An 18029-nucleotide genomic window follows, 5' to 3' on the forward strand; every position below is an offset into this window, starting at 1 on the left:
TTACTGGTCGTTGTTGGCGGCGGTGGTCTTCTCGAGCGAGATGTCGGCGGAGGTGCCGCTGCCGCCCTCCTGACCATCGGAGCCGTAGGAGACGATGTCATACGGCCCGTGTTCGCCCGGCGAGCGATAGAGATAAGGATGGTTCCAGGGATCGTTCGGAACGTTGCCCCCCTTCAGATACGGGCCGTTCCAGGCCGCGACTCCCGGCGTGCGCCGGACCAGCGCGGCAAGGCCCTCAGCCGTCGACGGGAAGCGCCCGGCGTCGAGATAGAACAGGTCGAGCGCGCTGGAGAAGCTCTGCAGCTGAATGCGCGCGGTCTTGACCTTGGATTCGCTGAGATAGTTGAGCACGCGCGGGCCGATCAGCCCCATGATCAGGCCGATGATCGCGATCACGACCAGCATCTCGACCAGCGTGAAGCCCTCCTGCCCCGAACGCCTCTGGCTTTGCGACGTTGTGCGAGCGCGTCCCGCCCGCGTGGCGAATGCCTTTATGATGGTGTTGCGCGATATCATGGCCGATGACCCCTGCTCTAACCGACTAGCTGCGTGACCGAGAGCAGCGCCGTCATGACCGACACGATCAGTCCGCCGACCACGGTGCTGATCGTGATGATCGCCAGCGGACCGACGATGCCGACGACCCGGTCCAGGCTGCGCTGCAATTTTGCTTCGTAGAATTCCGCGACCCGCCCGGCCAGCACCGGCAGCTGCCCGGTCTCTTCACCGAGCCGCAGCATGCGGACCGCCATCGGCGGCAAGCTGTCCGCCACGGCGAGTGCTTCCGATAATTTGCCGCCATGGCGAACGCGGTCGGCCGCCGCGGTCCAGTTCGCCTCGCTTCCGGTCACTGACATGATGTCGACCAGGATGCGCAACGCCGCGGTGAGGTTGACGCCGCTGCCGAGCAGGACACCGAGGTTGCGGCAGAACAGGCTGGCGCGATAGAACTGGAAGGCGCTGCTGATACCCGGCACACGCGAGATGGCGTTGACCAGGGCGGCGCGGACGCGCGCCTGCCGCAGCAGCCACCATGCGAGCGCAATCGTGGCCGCGCTGATCAGGCTCGCCGCGGTGGCATTGGCGCGAAGGAAATCCGACACCGCGATGAAGCTGGCGAGCGCCGTGTCCGACTTGCCGCCGAAATCGCCGAGCACGGTCGAGAATTGCGGCAGCACGAACAGCAGGAAGAACAGCATCACGCCGGATGCCGCGACCAGCACGAAGGCCGGATACTGCATGGCGTCGGTCAGCTTGCGCCGCATCTGCTCGGACCGCGCGCGCTCGGTGCCCAGCATCTCCAGCACGGAATCGAGCGTGCCGGAGATTTCGCCGACCCGGACCAGGGCGATGTACATCGGCTGGAACAGGGTTGGATGATCGGCGACCGCGTCGGCAAAGCTCTCGCCGGTGAGCAGGGCGGCGCGAATTTTCGCCACCACCGGACGCATCCGGCCGACATCGGCGTCGCCGGACAAAAGCTCCAAGGCATCGTCGAGCCGCGCACCGGCCTTGAGCAGCAGCGCGAGATCGCGCGTGAACGTGGTGACCTCGGCCGCGCTCGGCCCGCCGAACAGGCTGCGGCTGCCGGCGGCGCCGGATGCGCGCTTGTCCTCGGTGGTCTCGATCGGCAGCAGCTTGAGATATTCGATCCGCCGCGCCACCTCGGCCGCGGTCGGGGCGGAGATCGTGCCGTTCACGATCTCGCCGGCCTGGGTCAAAGCGCGATAGCGATAATTCGGCACGGCGTCACCGCACCGTTGCGACGCGGAGGATCTCGGCGGGCGAGGTCAATCCGGCGCGACATTTCGCGACCCCGTCGTCGAGCATCGTGGTCATACCCGAGCGGATCGCCATCGTATCGATCTTCAGCCCGTCGGTTCGCTCTCCGATCAATTCGCGCAGTTCATTAGACAGTTCGAGCAATTCGAACACCCCGAGGCGGCCGCGATAGCCGGTCCCGCCGCAGCGCTCGCAGCCGCAGGGCTCCTGAATGATCTCGTCCACCTTGAAGCCGAGCGCGGCGAGCCGGGGATCCTCGGTGAAATCGGCTGTCGCCAGCGGCCGCGCCGTCTTGCAGCGCTCGCAGAGTTGCCGGACCAGACGCTGTGCGATCACACCGCGCAGCACCGAGCGCAGCAGATAGCCCTCGACCCCGAGGTCGAGCAGGCGCGGCACCGCGGCCGCCGCGGTCTCGGTGTGCAAGGTCGTCAGCACCAGATGCCCGGTCAACGCCGCATGCACCGCGACATGCGCGGTCTCGGAATCGCGGATTTCACCGACCATGATCACGTCAGGGTCCTGGCGAACGAAGGACCGCAGCGCGGTGGCGAAGGTCAGGCCGATCGCGGGCTTGATCTGGGACTGGTTGACCCCGGGAAGCTCGTATTCGACCGGATCCTCGATGGTCAGGATCTTGCGGCTCGGCTCGTTGAGGATCGACAGGATCGTCGCCAGCGTCGTGGTCTTGCCGCTGCCGGTCGGTCCCGTGATCACGACCATGCCGTGCGGCAGCTTCAAGAGCCGCCGCAGCTTGGCTTCGTCGGGCTCCGAGAACCCGAGCTTTTCGACCACCAGCAGGCCGCGATCCTTGGGCAGGATGCGGATGACACAGGATTCGCCGTGCTGCGTCGGCATGATCGCGACGCGGATATCGATGTCGGTGCGACCGGCCCGCAGCCGCGCCGCGCCGTCCTGCGGCAGGCGGCGCTCGGCGATATTGAGGTTGGCGATGATCTTGATGCGGGAGACCACCGCCTGTGGCAGCACGCCCGACAGCGCGGCGACCGGCCGGAGCAGGCCGTCGATCCGCAAGCGCACCATCAGGCCGGCGGAAAACGGTTCGATATGGATGTCGCTGGCGCGAAGCTCGACGGCCTTCTCGATGAGATCGTTGACCGCGCGTACCACCGGCGCGCCGCTGGCGAGATCGCGCAGGCTCTCGATGTCGTCTTCCCGGGGCAGCGCCGCCGCGCTATCGGCGGCCTCGGCCTCCTCGGCGCTGGAAGAGTTGTTCAGCGCGATGGCGACGTCTTCCGACGAAGCCACCTTCACATCGATATCAGCGCCAAGCACGATCTGCGCCGCCCGCAGCGTCGCTTGGTCGGTCGGATCGACGACCGCGAGCACTGTGGTCCCGTCGGCCGCCCGGCACGGATAGACCATGGTCTCGCGCAGGAAGCGCGGCGAGAACGACCCGACCAGCGGCTCGGCCGAGGTCATCTCCTGGAGCGTCAGGCGGCCGAGCGCAAAGAAGCGCGCGGCTTCGTCGGCGAATTCGGTCGGCGAGAGGCTGGTGACCTCCCACAGCTTCAATTGCCTGACGTCGGCGCCCTGCCCGGTCCGGTCAGCCGGTCCCTCGACCGGCGCCAGGTGATTGTTCTGACGCAGATAATCCACGAACCGAACGGACAGGTCGTTGGCCATTCTCGATATCCCGCCACACTATCCCGGATCAGTTCGTGCCAAGTGCCGCTGCGCGCCGTCGTGTTCGGCTCCCGGCAATTGTGCGGTTATCGATCCGAAGTGTGACAGCTGTGCGAAGTCACATCATTCGCCCCGCTCAAGAAACTTTGAGGGTGGCATCGCGGACACAAGCAGCGCGCCGGCTGCACAATTCAGGTGCGATGCGATGGGCAGGTCGCGAACGACAATCATGTAACCAATTTATTTCTGTCATGTTCGATCGCTAAGAGTCCCTCCGGGGCAGGACCGATCGTCGCAAGCAATCGAAATTTCAGTTAGTCAAAGCGAAGGGCCTTCATGCAACGCGTAGGCACAGTGGGCCGCTGCCCGACGATCCGTGGCGGCCTCGCAGCCATTTTTGCCTTGACGTCACTGGGGTTGTTGGCCTCCTGCAATTCCGCGACGGTCGGCGAGAGCGTGGATGCGTCCCAACTTGACGTCACCGACAAGGTGCGCTCGCTGGATCTGGCGCAGCGTCAGCCGCAACCGGTGGGCGCACTGGCGGCGACGGGCGGCGGCCAGAGCGGCAGCGTCCGCGCGGCGATGTATGACGGAAGCGAAGTGACGGCGGTCGCGGACGCGCGGCCGCAGCCGGCGTCGAACGGCAATGGTTTCGATCTGAATTTCGAGAGCACGCCGGTGGCGACCGTCGCCAAGGTGGTGCTCGGCGACATTCTGCATGTCGGCTACACCATCGACCCGCGGGTGCAGGGCACGGTCAGCCTGGTCTCGGTCCGCCCGGTGCCGAAGTCCGACATGGTCTTCGTGCTTGAAAACGCACTGCGCCTGAGCGGCGTCGTGCTGCTCAAGGATACGGCAGGCTATCGCCTGACGCCGCTCGGCGACGCCGTCGGCGGCGGCCGCGTCGATGCCGCGGCGGCCAATCCGGAACCCGGATTCGGCATCTCGGTGGTCCCGCTGCAATATGTGTCGGCGCAGACCCTCATGAAGCTGACCGACAGCTTCGCCACCAGGGCGGGCGCGATCCGCGCCGACACGACGCGCAATCTGCTGCTGATCCAGGGCACCGGCGCCGAGCGCCGCACCGCGGTCGATACCGTACTCAGTTTCGACGTCGACTGGATGCGCGGCCAATCCGTCGGCATCTTCCCGATCTCGAGCGGCTCGCCCGCGCCTGTCATCGCCGAGCTGGAAAAGATCGTCGATTCCGGCGAGAACGGCCTCAGCCAGAACGTCATCAAGTTCATGCCGATCGCACGCCTGAACGCGGTGCTGGTGGTGACCAAGAAGCCCGACATGCTGCACACGGCCGCGACCTGGATCAAGCGCCTCGACCGCAACGACACGGCGCGCACCTCGGTCCATGTCTACCGCGTCAAATACGGCGATGCGCGCCAGATGGCGCGGGTGCTGACCGACATGTTCCTTGGCGGATCGTCCGGCAACCTGCTCGACAGTGCCGACAGCCAGCTCGCGCCCGGCTCCGGCACCTCGTCGACCTCAAGCGTCGCCGACCGTCTGTCGCTCAACAACAACAACGGCTCGAATTCAGGCATGAGCGGCTTCGCATCCCGCGGCACGTCGGGGACAGGCGCAACAGGCCAGGGCCTGGGCCAGGGATTTGGCGCCGGCGGGCAAGCGAACAATCCCAACATTCCGGGCCAGGGCAACAATGCCGCGCTGGATGCCGGACGCGGTGCCGGCGGCGGCAACGGCCAGCCCGTCATGCAGGACGTCCGCATCACGCCCGATGTCGTGAACAACAACCTCCTGATCTATGCCGACCAGGCCAACTACCGGATCATCGAGGCGACACTGCTGCAGATCGACGAGCCGCAGCTCCAGGTCGCGATCGACGCGACGATCGCCGAGGTCACGCTCAACAACACCCTGTCCTATGGCGTGCAGACCTATCTCACCAGCCAGAACCTCGGCCTGAAGCCGAACACCGGCTCGATCCTCGGCACCCAGGCCACTTCCGCGCCTGCGACCACCACGGACGCGACCACCGGCGCGGTCTCGGTCGCGGGCTCGCTCACCAATGCCTTCATCAACCAGAGCTTCCCGGGCTTCAACTTCCTGATCGGAAATGCAACGCAGCCGAGCCTGATCCTGGATGCGCTGCACGCCGTCACCAGCGTCAAGGTGCTCTCCAATCCCTCGCTGGTCGTGATCAACAACCAGGTCGCGACCCTGCAGGTCGGCGACGTCGTCCCGGTCTCGACCGGCAGCGCGACGGTGCTGACCACGAGCAACACGGTGGTCAACACCATCGACTATCGCAACACCGGCATCATCCTGAAGGTCTCGCCACGCGTCAGCGTGAACGGCACCGTGCGGCTCGATGTCGAGCAGGAGATCAGCAACGTTCCCCAAAGCAACGGCAGTACGGTCAACCTGACGCCGACCGTTTCGGAGCGACGGGTCAAGAGCCAGATCTCGGTGGCCAACGGTCAGACCGTGCTGCTGGCCGGCCTGATCAGCGAACAGCAGAGCGGCGCCCGCAATGCGCTTCCGGTGCTCGACCAGATTCCGGGCCTCGGTGACGCCTTCGGACATCAGAGCAACGGCACCCAGCGGACCGAGCTGATCATCTTCATCCGCCCGCAGATCATCCGCAATGGCTCTGACGCCCAGACCGTGGCCGAGGAGCTTCGATCGAAATTGCGCGGCAGCATCGCCACGACATCGACCAATGCGCCGATCACCACCAGCTATCACTGAGCCGGACAGCAGGATGCGCCGCGTTCTCGCACAACGGACAGCCCTCTCGGCTTCGCTTGCGATCGTGCTTTGCGCGATGACCGCCTCTGTCGCGAGCGCCGACAGCGTGGCGCGCGGATCGGCCGCCTTCCATCGCGGCGATTATGTCAGGGCGGCTCGGGAGCTCGCGCCGGCCGCCGAGCACGGCAATGCGCGCGCGCTCGGCATGCTCGGCTTCTTGTATGAGCACGGCTTCGGCGTGCCGCAGGCCTACGCAGCCGCCGCCGACTGCTACTATCGCGGCGCCGTGCAGGGCGACCCGTTCGCGCAAGCCCAGCTCGGCCTGATCTACGACAAGGGTCACGGCGTTCCGACAGATTTCGTGCTGGCCTACAAATGGCTCAATCTGGCCGCGGCCCGCTCGAACGGGCGGCAGCGCGATGCCTATCTCCGGTTCCGCGATGCGGTCGCATCCAAGCTCTCGACCTATGAGATCATTGCCGGACAGCGGTTCGCACTGGAATGGGCCCCCGATCGGCCGGCGCCGGACGTGCACCTGACCGTCAAGTAATCGCAGCTTACGAGGGCGTGCGCACGAGGCCCGCCGACACTGGCCTCGCTCGCACCTTGCGCCGCCGCAACCGCCGCCAGCCGATCACGATCCCGCTGATCGAGATAATCGTGCCGACCGCCGACAGCAGCCACACCACGACGTCGCGCGCCGGCGAGATGCGCAGCAGCAGCGGGAAGTCGAGGCTGTGCAGCGCGCTGAACAGCCAGCGGTAGGACCGGCGGCTGTCGTCGCTGCGGTCGAGGATCTCGCCGGTGACGAGGGAGACATGCAACCAGGTGTGGGCGGGATCGTCGAAGCCGATCCGCAATACGGGCAGCTCGCGTGTATGGTGCAGCGTGTACCAGTAGGCGTCGGGTTGATCGAGCTGCCGCGCTGATGTCATCGCAGCGCCGGGCATTGCGTGTCGGGCGGCAGCGATGATCTCGTCGCGCGAGAGGGTCATCTGCGCGCCGGTCGCGGGATCGGTGAGGCTGCGGCGGCCGTTACCGTCGTCGAGCAACATCAACCGGTGTCCGCCGATCCAGACGAAGCGCGCCTCCACCGCCGGCATCGATGGCGACGACTGAAATTTCGCGACGATGTCGGGCGTGTCATGGCCGCTGTAACCGATCGCAATCTCACGGGTGATGCCGCGAGCGGAGAACGCGCCGCCGGGATTGAGCGACAGCCAGCCGCTGAACATCCAGGTCAAGACGCAGATGCCGCCGATCAGGCCGGCGATGTGATGCCAGGCCATCCAGCCGCGATAGGGCGAGACGGCGTCGCGTGCGTAGCGGCGCGTCAGCCGCAGGCGCAAAATGCCGATCCAGAAGCCGGTGACCGCGACGACAAGGCAGACACCCGAGATCCACAGCACCACGTCCCGCCACAGTGGGCCGTCCTTGCGCAGAACGGTCGGATAGATCCAGTGCGGGATCGCGCCGAGCCAGTTCCAGATACGCTCGCGACGCGTGGTGTCGAGCGCGATCTCGCCGGTGCGTGCGGAGACATAGAGCTCGGTGCCATCAGGGTCGCCGAGGCCGATCAGATAGAGCGGCCGCAACGGATCGAAGCGCGCAGTGACCGACCATTGGTCGCGCGTCACTGTTTCGATCAAGCGTGGCTGCACCGCGTGCGGATGATGGCGTGCGATGGCCAGCGCCTGGTCCGGCATGATGCGGTCGATCACGCTGCCGTCGATCGCCGAAATCGTGATCACCTCTCCCTGCCAGCCGGTCACCCGATAGACGGGCGTGTCGTCCATCATCGAAAGCCGCAAGTCGCGCGGATAACGCTCCACGCCCGCGATCGCCATCGCGCGATCGGGTGCGAGCTGCACCTTGTTCCAGGGCATGACAGGGAGCGCGGCGAGACGCTCGCTGTCGGTGAGGCGCGGAAAGGCCACGTACATCATGACGAGGCCGGAGATGAACCACATCGCGAACAGGAGACACGTCGCAATGCCGATCCAGCGATGGACGATATAGAGCCACCGCCGCCCGCGCCGGATCAGAGCGTTGCGCATGGTCAGAACTTCACGTTGACGGACAATTCGGCGGTGCGCGGCATGCCGAGCAGCCACTGCCCGGTGCCGTTCGAGGTCACCGCATAAACCTTGTCGAACAGATTGTAGAGGCGGAACGCGACCGTGGTGCGGTCATCCGGCTTCCATCTGATGCCGCCATTAACCACATTGTAGCCCGGCCGCAGCTGGGTGTTGGCAAGATCGGAGTACATCGCGCCGACGATCTGCACGCCGCCATAGACCGACCAGTCGGGTGCGAAATCCCAGGTCAACCAGACGTTCGCGACCTGCTGCGGCACGTTGACCGGGACATTGCCGTTGTAGCTGACGATCCTGCCGCCGACCACCTGGCTGTTGTTGTCGTATCTGGCGCGCAACAGCGCAAGATTGGCGTCGACGCGCCAGCCGTCGCTCAGCGCGAGCCCGATCGATCCTTCGACGCCGCGGGAGGATTGCTGGCCGATCTGCAATGCCAGGCCGCCGGTAGGATTGCCGGGATCGGGAATCGTGAGCCCGGTCTTGACGATCTCGTAGGCAGCCAGCGTCCACTCGCCGCGGCCGCCCCAGAACGACCGCTTGACCCCGATCTCGGTCTGCTTGCCGGTCGCAAGCTGGAAGGTTTTCTGCGAGACGGGCAGCGAGATCAGGTTGCTGACCGGATCGACGCCGACCGCATACTGACCATAGAACGCGAGGTTCTTGATCGGCTCGTAAACAAGGCCGGCGCGCCAACTGGTCCCCGACAGCGTCGTCTCGAAACTGTTTGCCGGCGTCTTGTAGTCGGTACGGTCGACCTCGGGGCGATCATACCTGACCCCGGTGACGAGCGACAATTGATCGGTCAGCGAGAGACGATCCTCGGCGAACAGCGCGTATTGATTGACGATCGCGTTGAAGCCCGGCGTCGTCGCCGTCGTCGTCGCGAAGAACGATCCCGGATCGAACACGTAGGGATTGACCGGCGACGCGCCGCCATAGGGCGAGTTGTTGGTGTGGGCGAAGTCGATCCGGTTGACGTCGAACCCGGCGACGAACTGGTTCGCAAGTCCGAACACGTGACCGCTGAAGGTCGTATCCATCCGGTTGCCGAGCTGCTTCTGGTCGTGGAAAATCTCGATATAGCTCGCGCGATCGATCAGCTGGGTCTTCGGATTCCAGGTGTAGTTCTCGATGTCGCGCCAGTGCCGCTCGCTGGTCAGGTAATACAACGTGTTGTTGACCTTGATGCCGTCGGCGACGTCCCACTCGGTCCTGAACTGGGTCCAGCTGTCCTGGTAGCGGATCGCGCTGTCCAATGCGTTGTAGTTCTTGAAGCGCAGCGCGTCCTGGATCGAGCCGTTGATCAGCGACGTGCCGAAATAGCGCGACGGACTGCGGTCGCCGTAGTCCTGCGACAGCGTGAAGGCGAGATTGTCCGACGCCTGCACCCGCACGGCAGCGGAGACCACGGCGTTCGAGGTCTTGTCGCGATCGACCCAGCCGTCCGACATGTTGCCGGTGGCGTTGACGCGGTACGACACATTGGGATTGATCGGACCGGTGCTGTCCACCGAGAGCCGCCGCGTCATGTTGCTGTCGAGCGAGACCTCGGCCTCGCTATGGGGCGTGCTCTGCGGCTTCTTCGGGATCACGTTGATGACGCCGCCGATCGCGCCCTCGCCGTACAGCACCGAGGCCGGGCCGCGCAGCACCTCAATGCGCTGCGTCGACCAGGTATCGTAGGGGAATGTCAGCGTGCCGGAGCCGATATAGAAGCGCGTGCCGTCATACAGCGTCATCACCGAGTTGCTGCCGGCAAAGCCGCGGGTGCTGAACGACAGGCCGCCATTGCCGGGCGCAGGCGTTGCGGTGAAGCCGGCCGCGTCCTGGGTGACGGCATCGAGCACGTCATGCTGGCCGCGCTCGGCGATGGTCCGCGCCGTGATGATCTCGACGCTGGCCGGCGTCTGCAGCGGCGTCAGATTGAGACGACTGCCGGTGCCGCCCTGCGTGGTGGCATTGAGCGTCGGCGATGCAGATCCCGATGCGCCTGACGCTGCGGCGCGCGGCATGTTACCGGCTGGTGCGGCCGTCGCGGGCCTCGGCCGTGGCCGCGCCGCAGCGGCCATGTCACGGCTGCGCGCCGCGGGCTTCGGCTTTGCGGTTACCGAAGGTGCAACCTCGATCGGATCGAGCCTGGTCGGCGGAGGTGCTTGTGCCGAGCCTTCGGCCGGCAGCAGCAGCGATGACAGGGAGCAGACGAGACCGAGGCGCCATTTGCGCGCAACGGGAAAGGACGGAGACATCAAACGACTCGCGGTAACGTGGCACGTCACCGCGAACGCGGACTGGCGCATTGCCGAAAAGGCAGTGCTCCGATCCCACCAGGACGCCCCCGCCCGATGTGCTCGCGTGTGACCACGACTGACGGCAGGTCTCCTGGCTCACGGGTCATCGCCTGTCGACGCCTTCCCGGGCCTGATAGCCCAGTGGCAAATTGACGAAAGGCTCGCCGTTTACAGTTGCGGGGACAGCTGCGGCATTGGGGTTACCCTCGCACCGCATTCCCTTTTGATCCCCGAAGGGAACCGTCGGCAAAAACGATAGGTGGTGCCGGCAAGGCTGTCAATTCGATGCGGTCGTCGCACACATGCTTTGCGGGATGATGCTGCGGCGATGACACAGCGGCATCTGCGGCGACGCGAAGACTTCCCTAGACCCGTCATCCTGAGGAGCCGCGAAGCGGCGTCTCGAAGGATCGACGGCCACCAGCCGGGCCGTGCATCCTTCGAGGCGCGCGGAGCCTGTCATCGGGCCGCGCTTTGCGCGAACCCGTTGGCGCTCCTCGAGATGACGGTGTGAGAATTGTAGGGAGCGGCCTCCCCAAGCTGTCGTCCTGGCGAAAGCCAGGACCCATAACCACCGAATTCGATTGAGAGTGCGATAGTCGCCTCAGCGTCGCACAACAACAAGCGGTTGGGGTAATGGGTCCTGGCTTTCGCCAGGACGACGCTGAATACATTCACATTCTCTCAGGATGACGGATTACTCGACGCAACCTTCCATGATCGCATCAATCTCCGCGCGCGAGAGCGCACCCATCTCGGCAATGAACACGATGCGCGTGCGCGGCACGCCGGGCGACGGCACGCCACCCGCAGCCAGGGTCGCGCGGCCGCCGGCGAGTTGAAACACCGTCAGCCGCCCGGGCTGCTCCACCGTTTCGAACAATCCCTTCGCCCGCGCCAGCTTCGGCGCCAGCCTGCCGATCGCCTGCTGCAAGCGCGGCAGCAGCACCGGCCGCTCCGAGGTCCAGCTCAGCGTCTCGAACCGATCGGACGCCGGCCGTCGCGGTGCGGTCTCGCGCGGCGCCGGCACATGATCGAGATCCGCCGGGAACAGCAGCGCGGCCGGCACCTCGCCATGCAAGGCATCGACCACCACGGCCGCCGGACGCACCGCGCGCACGGCGTCGCGGATCGCGACGCCCGCGGCGGCGTCAGTCAGATCGACCTTGCTCAGCGCCACCACGTCGGCCGCCCGCAGCTGCGAGCGCAGCAGCGCATCGTTCAGCATCGCCGCAGGCTGCGTCGCGTCGACCACGCAGAGCACCGTCTCCAGCGGCGCCTCCTTCCAGATCACGGGATCCATCAGGTTGCGCATGATGTCGGCGGGATCGGCGATCCCGCTGGTCTCGATCACGATGAATTCGGGACGCGGGTCACGCCGCAGCAGCGTCGCGAGCGTGCGCAGCAGGTCGCCCTCCAGCGTGCAGCAGATGCAGCCGTTGCTCAGGCTGACCACGCCGTCGCCGGCGCCCGCGATCAGCTCCGCGTCGATATTGATCGCACCGAAATCGTTGACCACGGCGGCGATACGCTTGCCGTGCGCATGCGCCAGCAGATGGTTGACGACCGTGGTCTTGCCCGCCCCGAGGAAGCCCGCGACCAGCAGGATCGGGACCGGCACCTCAGCCTCCGGTGACGGGCCGGCGCACCGGCCGGCCGGGACGCGCCGCGACATCGAGCACGCCATCGCTGATCAGCGGCTGGCCGCTGACCACGAGATGCCGCACGCCCTCCGCCGGACGATTCATCGCGGAGAAGGTCGCGCGGTCGCTCAGCGTCTCGAAGTCGAACACCACGACATCGGCGTCGGCGCCGGCCTGCAGCCTCCCCTTGGCCCGCATCGCCGGCGTGCTCGCCGACAGGATCTCGGCCGGGATCAGCGCGCATTTGCGGATGCCCTCGAGCAGCGACACTTTCTTGCGCTCGCGCACCCATTCGCGGATGAAGCGGGTGAAGCAGCCCGCCGAGCGCGGATGCGAGGTGGCATCGTCGGGCAGCGGCCAGGCGTCGCCGGTGTAGGGGCGGCCGTCCGACAGCGTCCACGGCATCGCGTCGGAGGCGATCGCGCCGCCCGGATACAGCACCGCCATGTCGAGCAGATCGCGATGATGCGCGTTGTTCTCGATGTCGAGCACGTGCCACAGCACCAGGGTCGAGGGCTCTTCGGCCTGTGCCGCCAGCAGCTCCTCGCGGCTGCCGAAGCGGTGACCGTCGGTCACGCGCTGCACCGAATCGTAGCCGAGGCCGTTGCGCTCCTCGAATTTCGGATCGCTGAAGAAGGTCGCCGCCAGCACGGTCGAGCCGGTGCCGTAGGGATAGGCCTCCACCGTGATCGGCAGGCCCTGCGCCTGCGCTTTCGCGATCAGCGCGACACAGCGTTCGATATCCGTCTTGCTCGACGAGTTGAAGTGGCAGATGTGCATGTGCGCGCCGGTGGCGCCGGCATAACCGATCAGGCGGATATAGGCTTCGGCCGCGCTCTCTGGATCGATCCGCGACATGTAGGCGACGTGGGTGAAGGTCGGCACCGCATGATCGGCCGCGAGCTGGCACACCGCGGTCAATTCCTGCACGCCGGCGCCCGGCGCATAGGCGTTGAGAATGCCGATCCCGATACCGCCCTCGTTCAGGCCGATCGCGAGGCGGTCGAGGATGCCGCCGACCTCGCCTTCGGTCGCGACGTTCTCGATCCAGCGGCGATCGCGCATCGCGGCGCCAAACGATTCCAGCGAGCTTTCCGAATTCGAACCGGTCATCGCGCCGATGCGCGCGAAGGCCCAGTTGGCGGCGGCGCCGTAGTTCAGCACCCTGCCTTTCTCGGCCTGGCGCTTGTACCAGGACGCGACCGGCAACACGCCGGCCTCGAGGTCGAGCGAGGTCGTCACCCCGTCGAACGCCTGCATGCGGTCGGCCGGAATCGTCTGGCCATGTGCGTGCAGGTCGATGAAGCCCGGCGCCACCACGAGCCCGGTCGCGTCGATCTGCCGCTCGGCGCCGCCGAGGCCGGTGCCGACCGCGGCGATCTTGCCGTCGACCACAGCCACATCGCCGATCGCGTCCATCCCGCTGGCCGGATCCACCACCCGGCCGCCGCTGATCACCAAGCCACCCATCTCGCCACTCCCCGCATTCCGAAACCGACCGGTCTCCTGTCGAGCACAGAGAAGCGCATCGCACTGATCGCAGCAAGCCGGCCAGGGTTGTGGCGACATGCTGTGACGGAATATCCGCCGCGCCGTGATGGCGATTGCAGAGTGAGGCCCTTCCTACGTTCCGGTTGCACGCCGCGGCGCCAGGCCGCGCCAGAGATCGGGGCCGGGCTTGACGCGGCTCACCACGAGTTTCGGCGGCGTGCGGTCGTTGGCGATCGCCGCCTCGACCGCGCGCTTGAGCCTGACATTGTCGATCTGCGCCAGGAACCGCCGGATGACCGCCTCCTGATCCACGCCTTGACCGGAGATCGCCGCGCACAGCTCCGCGGTCGTCCTGCGGAAGAAATGGAAGGCGTCATCGGCCGCGCTGCCCAGCCGGTCGACCTCGCCGGCCACACCGAGCGCGTGCATCCGATCGTCGTCGTCGAGCGTCACTGCGAAGCGCAGCACGGCAAGCTGCCAGGCACGGAGCAGTTTGCTCTCCGGTTCGGTCGCATTCTCGCGCATCAGTCGAACACCCCGCGCGGCTGACTTCCTTCGGCTGTCGAGGGAGGTCAGGCGCGGCGCGACTATCCTTGCGCGGGAATAGGTTTTCGAGGGGAGCGCGCGCGCGATCGCATAGGAATCGCATAGGCGGAGCGCGCCGAGGCCCAATTCGCTCAGATCCCCTCGAACTGCAGTCGGGCCAGCCGGGCGTAGAGGCCGCCCGCGGCGACCAGCTCGGCGTGGGTGCCCTGCTCGACGATCCTGCCCTGGTCCATCACCAGGATACGGTCGCAGGACAACACGGTCGCCAGACGATGCGCGATCACCAGCGTGGTGCGGTGGCGCATCAGTTCCTCCAGCGCCGTCTGCACCAGCGTCTCGCTCTCGGCGTCGAGCGCCGAGGTCGCCTCGTCGAGCAGCAGCAGCGGCGCATCGCGCAGGATCGCGCGCGCGATCGCGATGCGCTGGCGCTGGCCGCCTGACAGCGTCACACCACGCTCGCCGAGCTGCGCGTCGAAGCCGCCCGGCAGGCGGCGCAGGAATTCGCTGGCATGGGCGAGATCGGCGGCACGCTCGACCTCGGCGTCGCTCGCATCGGGCCGGCCGAACCGGATGTTCTCGCGGGCGCTTGCGGCGAACACCACGGAATCCTGCGGCACCAGCGCGATGCGCGCGCGCATCTCGGCCGGATCGGCCTGCCGGATCGGCACGCCGTCGAGCGAGATCGTGCCGGACTTCGGATCGTAGAAGCGCAGCAGCAGATGGAACAGCGTGCTCTTGCCGGCGCCGGACGGACCGACGATCGCGACCTTTTCACCCGATCGCACCTCCAGCGACACGCCGTCGACCGCGAGCGCGTTGGGCCGGGTCGGATAGGCGAAGCTGACATTGTCGAAGCCGACATCGCCGCGCGCCGGCTGCGGCAGTGCACGCGGCGAAGCGGGCGCCGCGATCTGCGGCCTGACGCGCAAGATCTCGAACAGCCGCTCGGCGGCGCCCGATGCGGCCGAGACCTCGCCCCAGACCTCGCTGAGCTGGCCGAGGCCGCTCGCCGCGAACGCCGTGTAGAGAATGAACTGGCCGAGCCGTCCCGGACTGATGGTTCCGACCAGCACGTCGTGCGAGCCGACCCAGAGGATCACGACGACGCTGGCGAACACGATGAAGATGACGATCAGCGTCAGCACCGCGCGCGCCTTGGTCGAACTGCGCGCGGCTTGATAGGCCTGCTCGACCTCGCCGGCAAAACGCGTCCTGGCGAGCCGTTCGCCGGTATAGGCCTGCACGGTGCGGATCGCATTGACCAGCTCCGAGGCATAGGCGCTGGCATCGGCCAGCGTATCCTGGGCGGTGCGCGACAGCCGCCGCACCCAGCGGCCGAACGCCACCAGCGGAATCACGATGATCGGGATCGCGAGCAGCACGAAGCCGGACAGCCGCGGGCTGGTGATCACCATCATCGCGGCGGCGCCGAAGAACAGCATCAGATTGCGCAGCGCGATCGATACCGACGCGCCGACCGCGGACTTGATCTGCGTGGTGTCGGCGGTGAGCCGCGACACCAATTCGCCTGATCGTGCGGAATCGAAGAACGAGGGCGACAGCGAAATCAGATGCGCGAACACGTCGCGCCTAAGATCGGCGACGATGCGCTCGCCGATCGTCATCACGAGGTAGTAGCGCGAGGCGCTGGCACAGGCGAGCACCGCGACGACCGCGATCATCACGCTGAAATAGCTGTTGATCATCGCGATGCCTTCGGGCGTGAAGCCCATGTCGATCATCCGCCGCACCGCGACCGGCACGATCAGCGTGGTGATCGCGGCGATCGTCAGCGAGATCAGCGCGAGGATCGCCCTGCCCTTGTAGCGCGCCACATAGGGCGCGAGCGCAAGCAACGGCCGCAACCGGGCACGGCTCTTCGCCGGCTCCGTGATCTGGCTCTCGATGAAGGCTTCCTCATCGAGCAACGCGTCGCGCGGAGGCTGCGGGGCGCCGCGCGGGGTCTCAAGCTGTTCGGCTATGCTCATCAATCTAGACCGGTTCTACCGCCCCCCACATAGGCCCGCCGACCCCCGGCTGGCAAATCCGGTAAAGTCCCAATCCGGTGATGGGCTTAGGCCCTTTCTTGGCTTGTTTTGGCGGGCTCCATGGGTTATAGACCCGCGCAAATCCCGTATTCCAGACATCTTGAGACGGGCGCCGGCGCGCCGAAGGAACTGTCATGAAAGCCGATATTCATCCGAATTATCATACGATTAAGGTCGTCATGACCGACGGCACCGAGTACCTGACCCGCTCGACCTGGGGCAAGGAAGGTGACACGCTGAACCTCGACATCGACCCCAAGTCGCACCCGGCCTGGACCGGCGGCACGCAGCAACTGATGGACCGCGGCGGCCGCGTCTCGCGCTTCCAGAAGAAGTTTTCGGGCTTCCTCAAGAAGGACTAAAGTCCGCTTCGCAATCGCCCTGGCGATCACGCGCAAGACGCCCCCCGTCTCGGGGGCGTTTTTGTTTTTGGGGCTGGTCCGGATCGGCGGGCTGAACGAGCCCGCGATCCTTTCGATGCGTCGTCCTGGCGAAAGCCAGAACCCATAGAGGGCTGCGGCCCCAGCATCGCGCAACATCCGCGCTCTCGCGACATGATCTGTCCGGGCTTTGCTCTTCGTTCCGCCCTCTCCTCAAACAGAGGGCGCAGGGAAAGCCGGGTGCCGACGCACGCCGCTTCCCGCCGACCGGAGTCATTTCGTGCGCAAGGCAATCGCCTATTCGCGGCTATGAGCCGGCCTTGATCACCTGCGGCACTTTCCAGCTTCCGTCGATGATCGAAGGCGCAGTGTCCCTGGGCCAGTACATTCGCAGCATCAGCACAAAATCGCCCTTGGGCGCCGGCAGCCAGTGTGATGTCTGCTTTGGGCCAGGTGACGTCCGCCAAATGTCTTTTGCCGGCCAACGCGATGAGGAATGCCTTTGATGTCGTCAGCGAGATGGGAGGCACTCCGGCAGTGGGGTGAAGACGTAACTCGCATCGAACCGCTCGCTGGTGGAGTCGCCAACGACGTGTGGAGCGTGCGCGTTCAGGGGCACCGCGCGGTCGGTCGTCTCGGTACGAGGAGCGACGCTGATCTCGCGTGGGAGACCGCGCTCCTCCAATACCTCGATCGTGAAGGTCTGACCGTGCCGGTGCCGATCCCGACGATGGACGGCCGGCTGTTCGCGGACGGTCTGGTGGTGATGACATATGTGGAGGGCGGACCGCCCGAGACGGAGGCCGACTGGCGTCGCGCGGCCGACACGCTCCGCCGGCTGCATCGGTTGACGCAGCACTGGCCGCAGCGCCCGGGCTGGCGATCATCGACCGACCTGCTGCACGCCGAGACCGGGACGAAGATCGACCTCGGCGCGATGCCGCCCGAGGGCGTTGCCCGATGCCGAGCCGCGTGGGCGCGGCTCGCCGGACGTCAGACCTGCGTCGTCCACGGCGACCCCAACCCGCGCAACATCCGCGTGACCGCAGATCGGGTCGCACTGATCGACTGGGACGAGTCGCATGTCGACGTCCCCGACCTCGACCTGGTGCTGCCGCACAACGCCGCCGGTCTCGACGGCGGCGCGCACGACATCGCCGCGCAAGCGTCCGCCGCGTGGGAGGCCGCCGTCTGCTGGGACGACGCCTACGCGATCAAGCGGCTTGCCGACGTTCGAGCGGTCTAGGGCTTTTCCCGTTCCGGTGGAATCGGAACGGGGCTCTAGATTCTTGTTTTGACGCGTTTTCTTCACGCGAACCGGTATCCACTTCGCTCGAAAACGCTCTAGTGTGGACGTTTCGATCGCTTCAGTTCGGCGACCTTAAAC

General features: G+C 66.3%; 13 protein-coding genes and 1 riboswitch. Of the genes, 4 read left to right on the top strand and 9 right to left on the bottom strand.

Going from position 1 to position 18029, the window contains the following annotated elements:
• The 3 genes from gspG to XI02_RS40990 are packed head-to-tail and all read right to left on the bottom strand — an operon-like array spanning position 1 to position 3426.
• On the bottom strand, positions 1-516 hold the full coding sequence (gene gspG, locus XI02_RS40980) for a type II secretion system major pseudopilin GspG (protein WP_016845242.1): 516 nt from the start codon (positions 514-516) through the stop codon (positions 1-3).
• A gap of 17 nt (positions 517-533) precedes the next feature.
• A complete protein-coding gene (locus tag XI02_RS40985) occupies positions 534-1745 on the bottom strand; it encodes a type II secretion system F family protein (RefSeq protein WP_016845241.1) in 1212 nt (403 codons plus the stop codon).
• A 4-nt stretch (positions 1746-1749) separates the two neighbouring features.
• On the bottom strand, positions 1750-3426 hold the full coding sequence (locus tag XI02_RS40990; RefSeq protein WP_172646663.1) for a GspE/PulE family protein: 1677 nt from the start codon (positions 3424-3426) through the stop codon (positions 1750-1752).
• A gap of 336 nt (positions 3427-3762) precedes the next feature.
• On the opposite strand from XI02_RS40990, the gene gspD reads away from it, so the two are divergent.
• Both gspD and XI02_RS41000 read left to right on the top strand, forming a co-directional pair.
• On the top strand, positions 3763-6150 hold the full coding sequence (gene gspD / locus XI02_RS40995; RefSeq protein WP_170198517.1) for a type II secretion system secretin GspD: 2388 nt from the start codon (positions 3763-3765) through the stop codon (positions 6148-6150).
• Positions 6151-6226: 76 nt separating this feature from the next.
• On the top strand, positions 6227-6700 hold the full coding sequence (locus XI02_RS41000; RefSeq protein ID WP_016845238.1) for a tetratricopeptide repeat protein: 474 nt from the start codon (positions 6227-6229) through the stop codon (positions 6698-6700).
• Positions 6701-6707: 7 nt separating this feature from the next.
• Here the strand turns inward: XI02_RS41000 and XI02_RS41005 are convergent, their stop codons facing one another.
• From XI02_RS41005 to XI02_RS41030, 6 genes are all read right to left on the bottom strand, one after another.
• Positions 6708-8207, bottom strand: coding sequence for a PepSY domain-containing protein (locus XI02_RS41005; protein WP_172646662.1), 1500 nt, complete (start codon positions 8205-8207; stop codon positions 6708-6710).
• A gap of 2 nt (positions 8208-8209) precedes the next feature.
• A complete protein-coding gene (locus XI02_RS41010) occupies positions 8210-10492 on the bottom strand; it encodes a TonB-dependent siderophore receptor (protein ID WP_172646661.1) in 2283 nt (760 codons plus the stop codon).
• Between the two features lie 105 nt (positions 10493-10597).
• A riboswitch (cobalamin riboswitch) is annotated at positions 10598-10794 on the bottom strand.
• 437 nt (positions 10795-11231) lie between these two features.
• Positions 11232-12155: a GTP-binding protein gene (locus tag XI02_RS41015; protein WP_172646660.1), complete on the bottom strand. Its 924-nt coding sequence runs from the start codon at positions 12153-12155 to the stop codon at positions 11232-11234.
• Between the two features lies 1 nt (position 12156).
• Complete coding sequence (locus XI02_RS41020) at positions 12157-13647, bottom strand: amidohydrolase family protein (protein ID WP_018268972.1); 1491 nt, start codon at positions 13645-13647, stop codon at positions 12157-12159.
• A 153-nt stretch (positions 13648-13800) separates the two neighbouring features.
• Positions 13801-14340 carry a hypothetical protein gene (locus XI02_RS41025; protein WP_172646659.1) on the bottom strand — a complete coding sequence of 180 codons (540 nt, stop codon included), beginning with the start codon at positions 14338-14340 and terminating at the stop codon, positions 13801-13803.
• Between the two features lie 5 nt (positions 14341-14345).
• Complete coding sequence (locus XI02_RS41030) at positions 14346-16202, bottom strand: ABC transporter ATP-binding protein/permease (RefSeq protein ID WP_172646658.1); 1857 nt, start codon at positions 16200-16202, stop codon at positions 14346-14348.
• A 194-nt stretch (positions 16203-16396) separates the two neighbouring features.
• On the opposite strand from XI02_RS41030, the gene rpmE reads away from it, so the two are divergent.
• Both rpmE and XI02_RS41045 read left to right on the top strand, forming a co-directional pair.
• Complete coding sequence (gene rpmE, locus XI02_RS41035; protein ID WP_016845230.1) at positions 16397-16624, top strand: 50S ribosomal protein L31; 228 nt, start codon at positions 16397-16399, stop codon at positions 16622-16624.
• 523 nt (positions 16625-17147) lie between these two features.
• On the top strand, positions 17148-17888 hold the full coding sequence (locus tag XI02_RS41045) for a phosphotransferase enzyme family protein (protein ID WP_069280238.1): 741 nt from the start codon (positions 17148-17150) through the stop codon (positions 17886-17888).
• Positions 17889-18029: the final 141 nt, after the last annotated feature.

This window comes from Bradyrhizobium sp. CCBAU 21365 (assembly GCF_015291305.1).
GTDB lineage: Bacteria > Pseudomonadota > Alphaproteobacteria > Rhizobiales > Xanthobacteraceae > Bradyrhizobium > Bradyrhizobium elkanii.

Coding starts and splice junctions, on each gene's coding strand:
- gspG (WP_016845242.1), bottom strand. CDS start 516: ATGATATCGCGCAACACCATCATAAAGGCATTCGCCACGCGGGCGGGA.
- XI02_RS40990 (WP_172646663.1), bottom strand. CDS start 3,426: ATGGCCAACGACCTGTCCGTTCGGTTCGTGGATTATCTGCGTCAGAAC.
- gspD (WP_170198517.1), top strand. CDS start 3,763: ATGCAACGCGTAGGCACAGTGGGCCGCTGCCCGACGATCCGTGGCGGC.
- XI02_RS41000 (WP_016845238.1), top strand. CDS start 6,227: ATGACCGCCTCTGTCGCGAGCGCCGACAGCGTGGCGCGCGGATCGGCC.
- XI02_RS41005 (WP_172646662.1), bottom strand. CDS start 8,207: ATGCGCAACGCTCTGATCCGGCGCGGGCGGCGGTGGCTCTATATCGTC.
- XI02_RS41010 (WP_172646661.1), bottom strand. CDS start 10,492: ATGTCTCCGTCCTTTCCCGTTGCGCGCAAATGGCGCCTCGGTCTCGTC.
- XI02_RS41020 (WP_018268972.1), bottom strand. CDS start 13,647: ATGGGTGGCTTGGTGATCAGCGGCGGCCGGGTGGTGGATCCGGCCAGC.
- XI02_RS41030 (WP_172646658.1), bottom strand. CDS start 16,202: ATGAGCATAGCCGAACAGCTTGAGACCCCGCGCGGCGCCCCGCAGCCT.
- rpmE (WP_016845230.1), top strand. CDS start 16,397: ATGAAAGCCGATATTCATCCGAATTATCATACGATTAAGGTCGTCATG.
- XI02_RS41045 (WP_069280238.1), top strand. CDS start 17,148: ATGTCGTCAGCGAGATGGGAGGCACTCCGGCAGTGGGGTGAAGACGTA.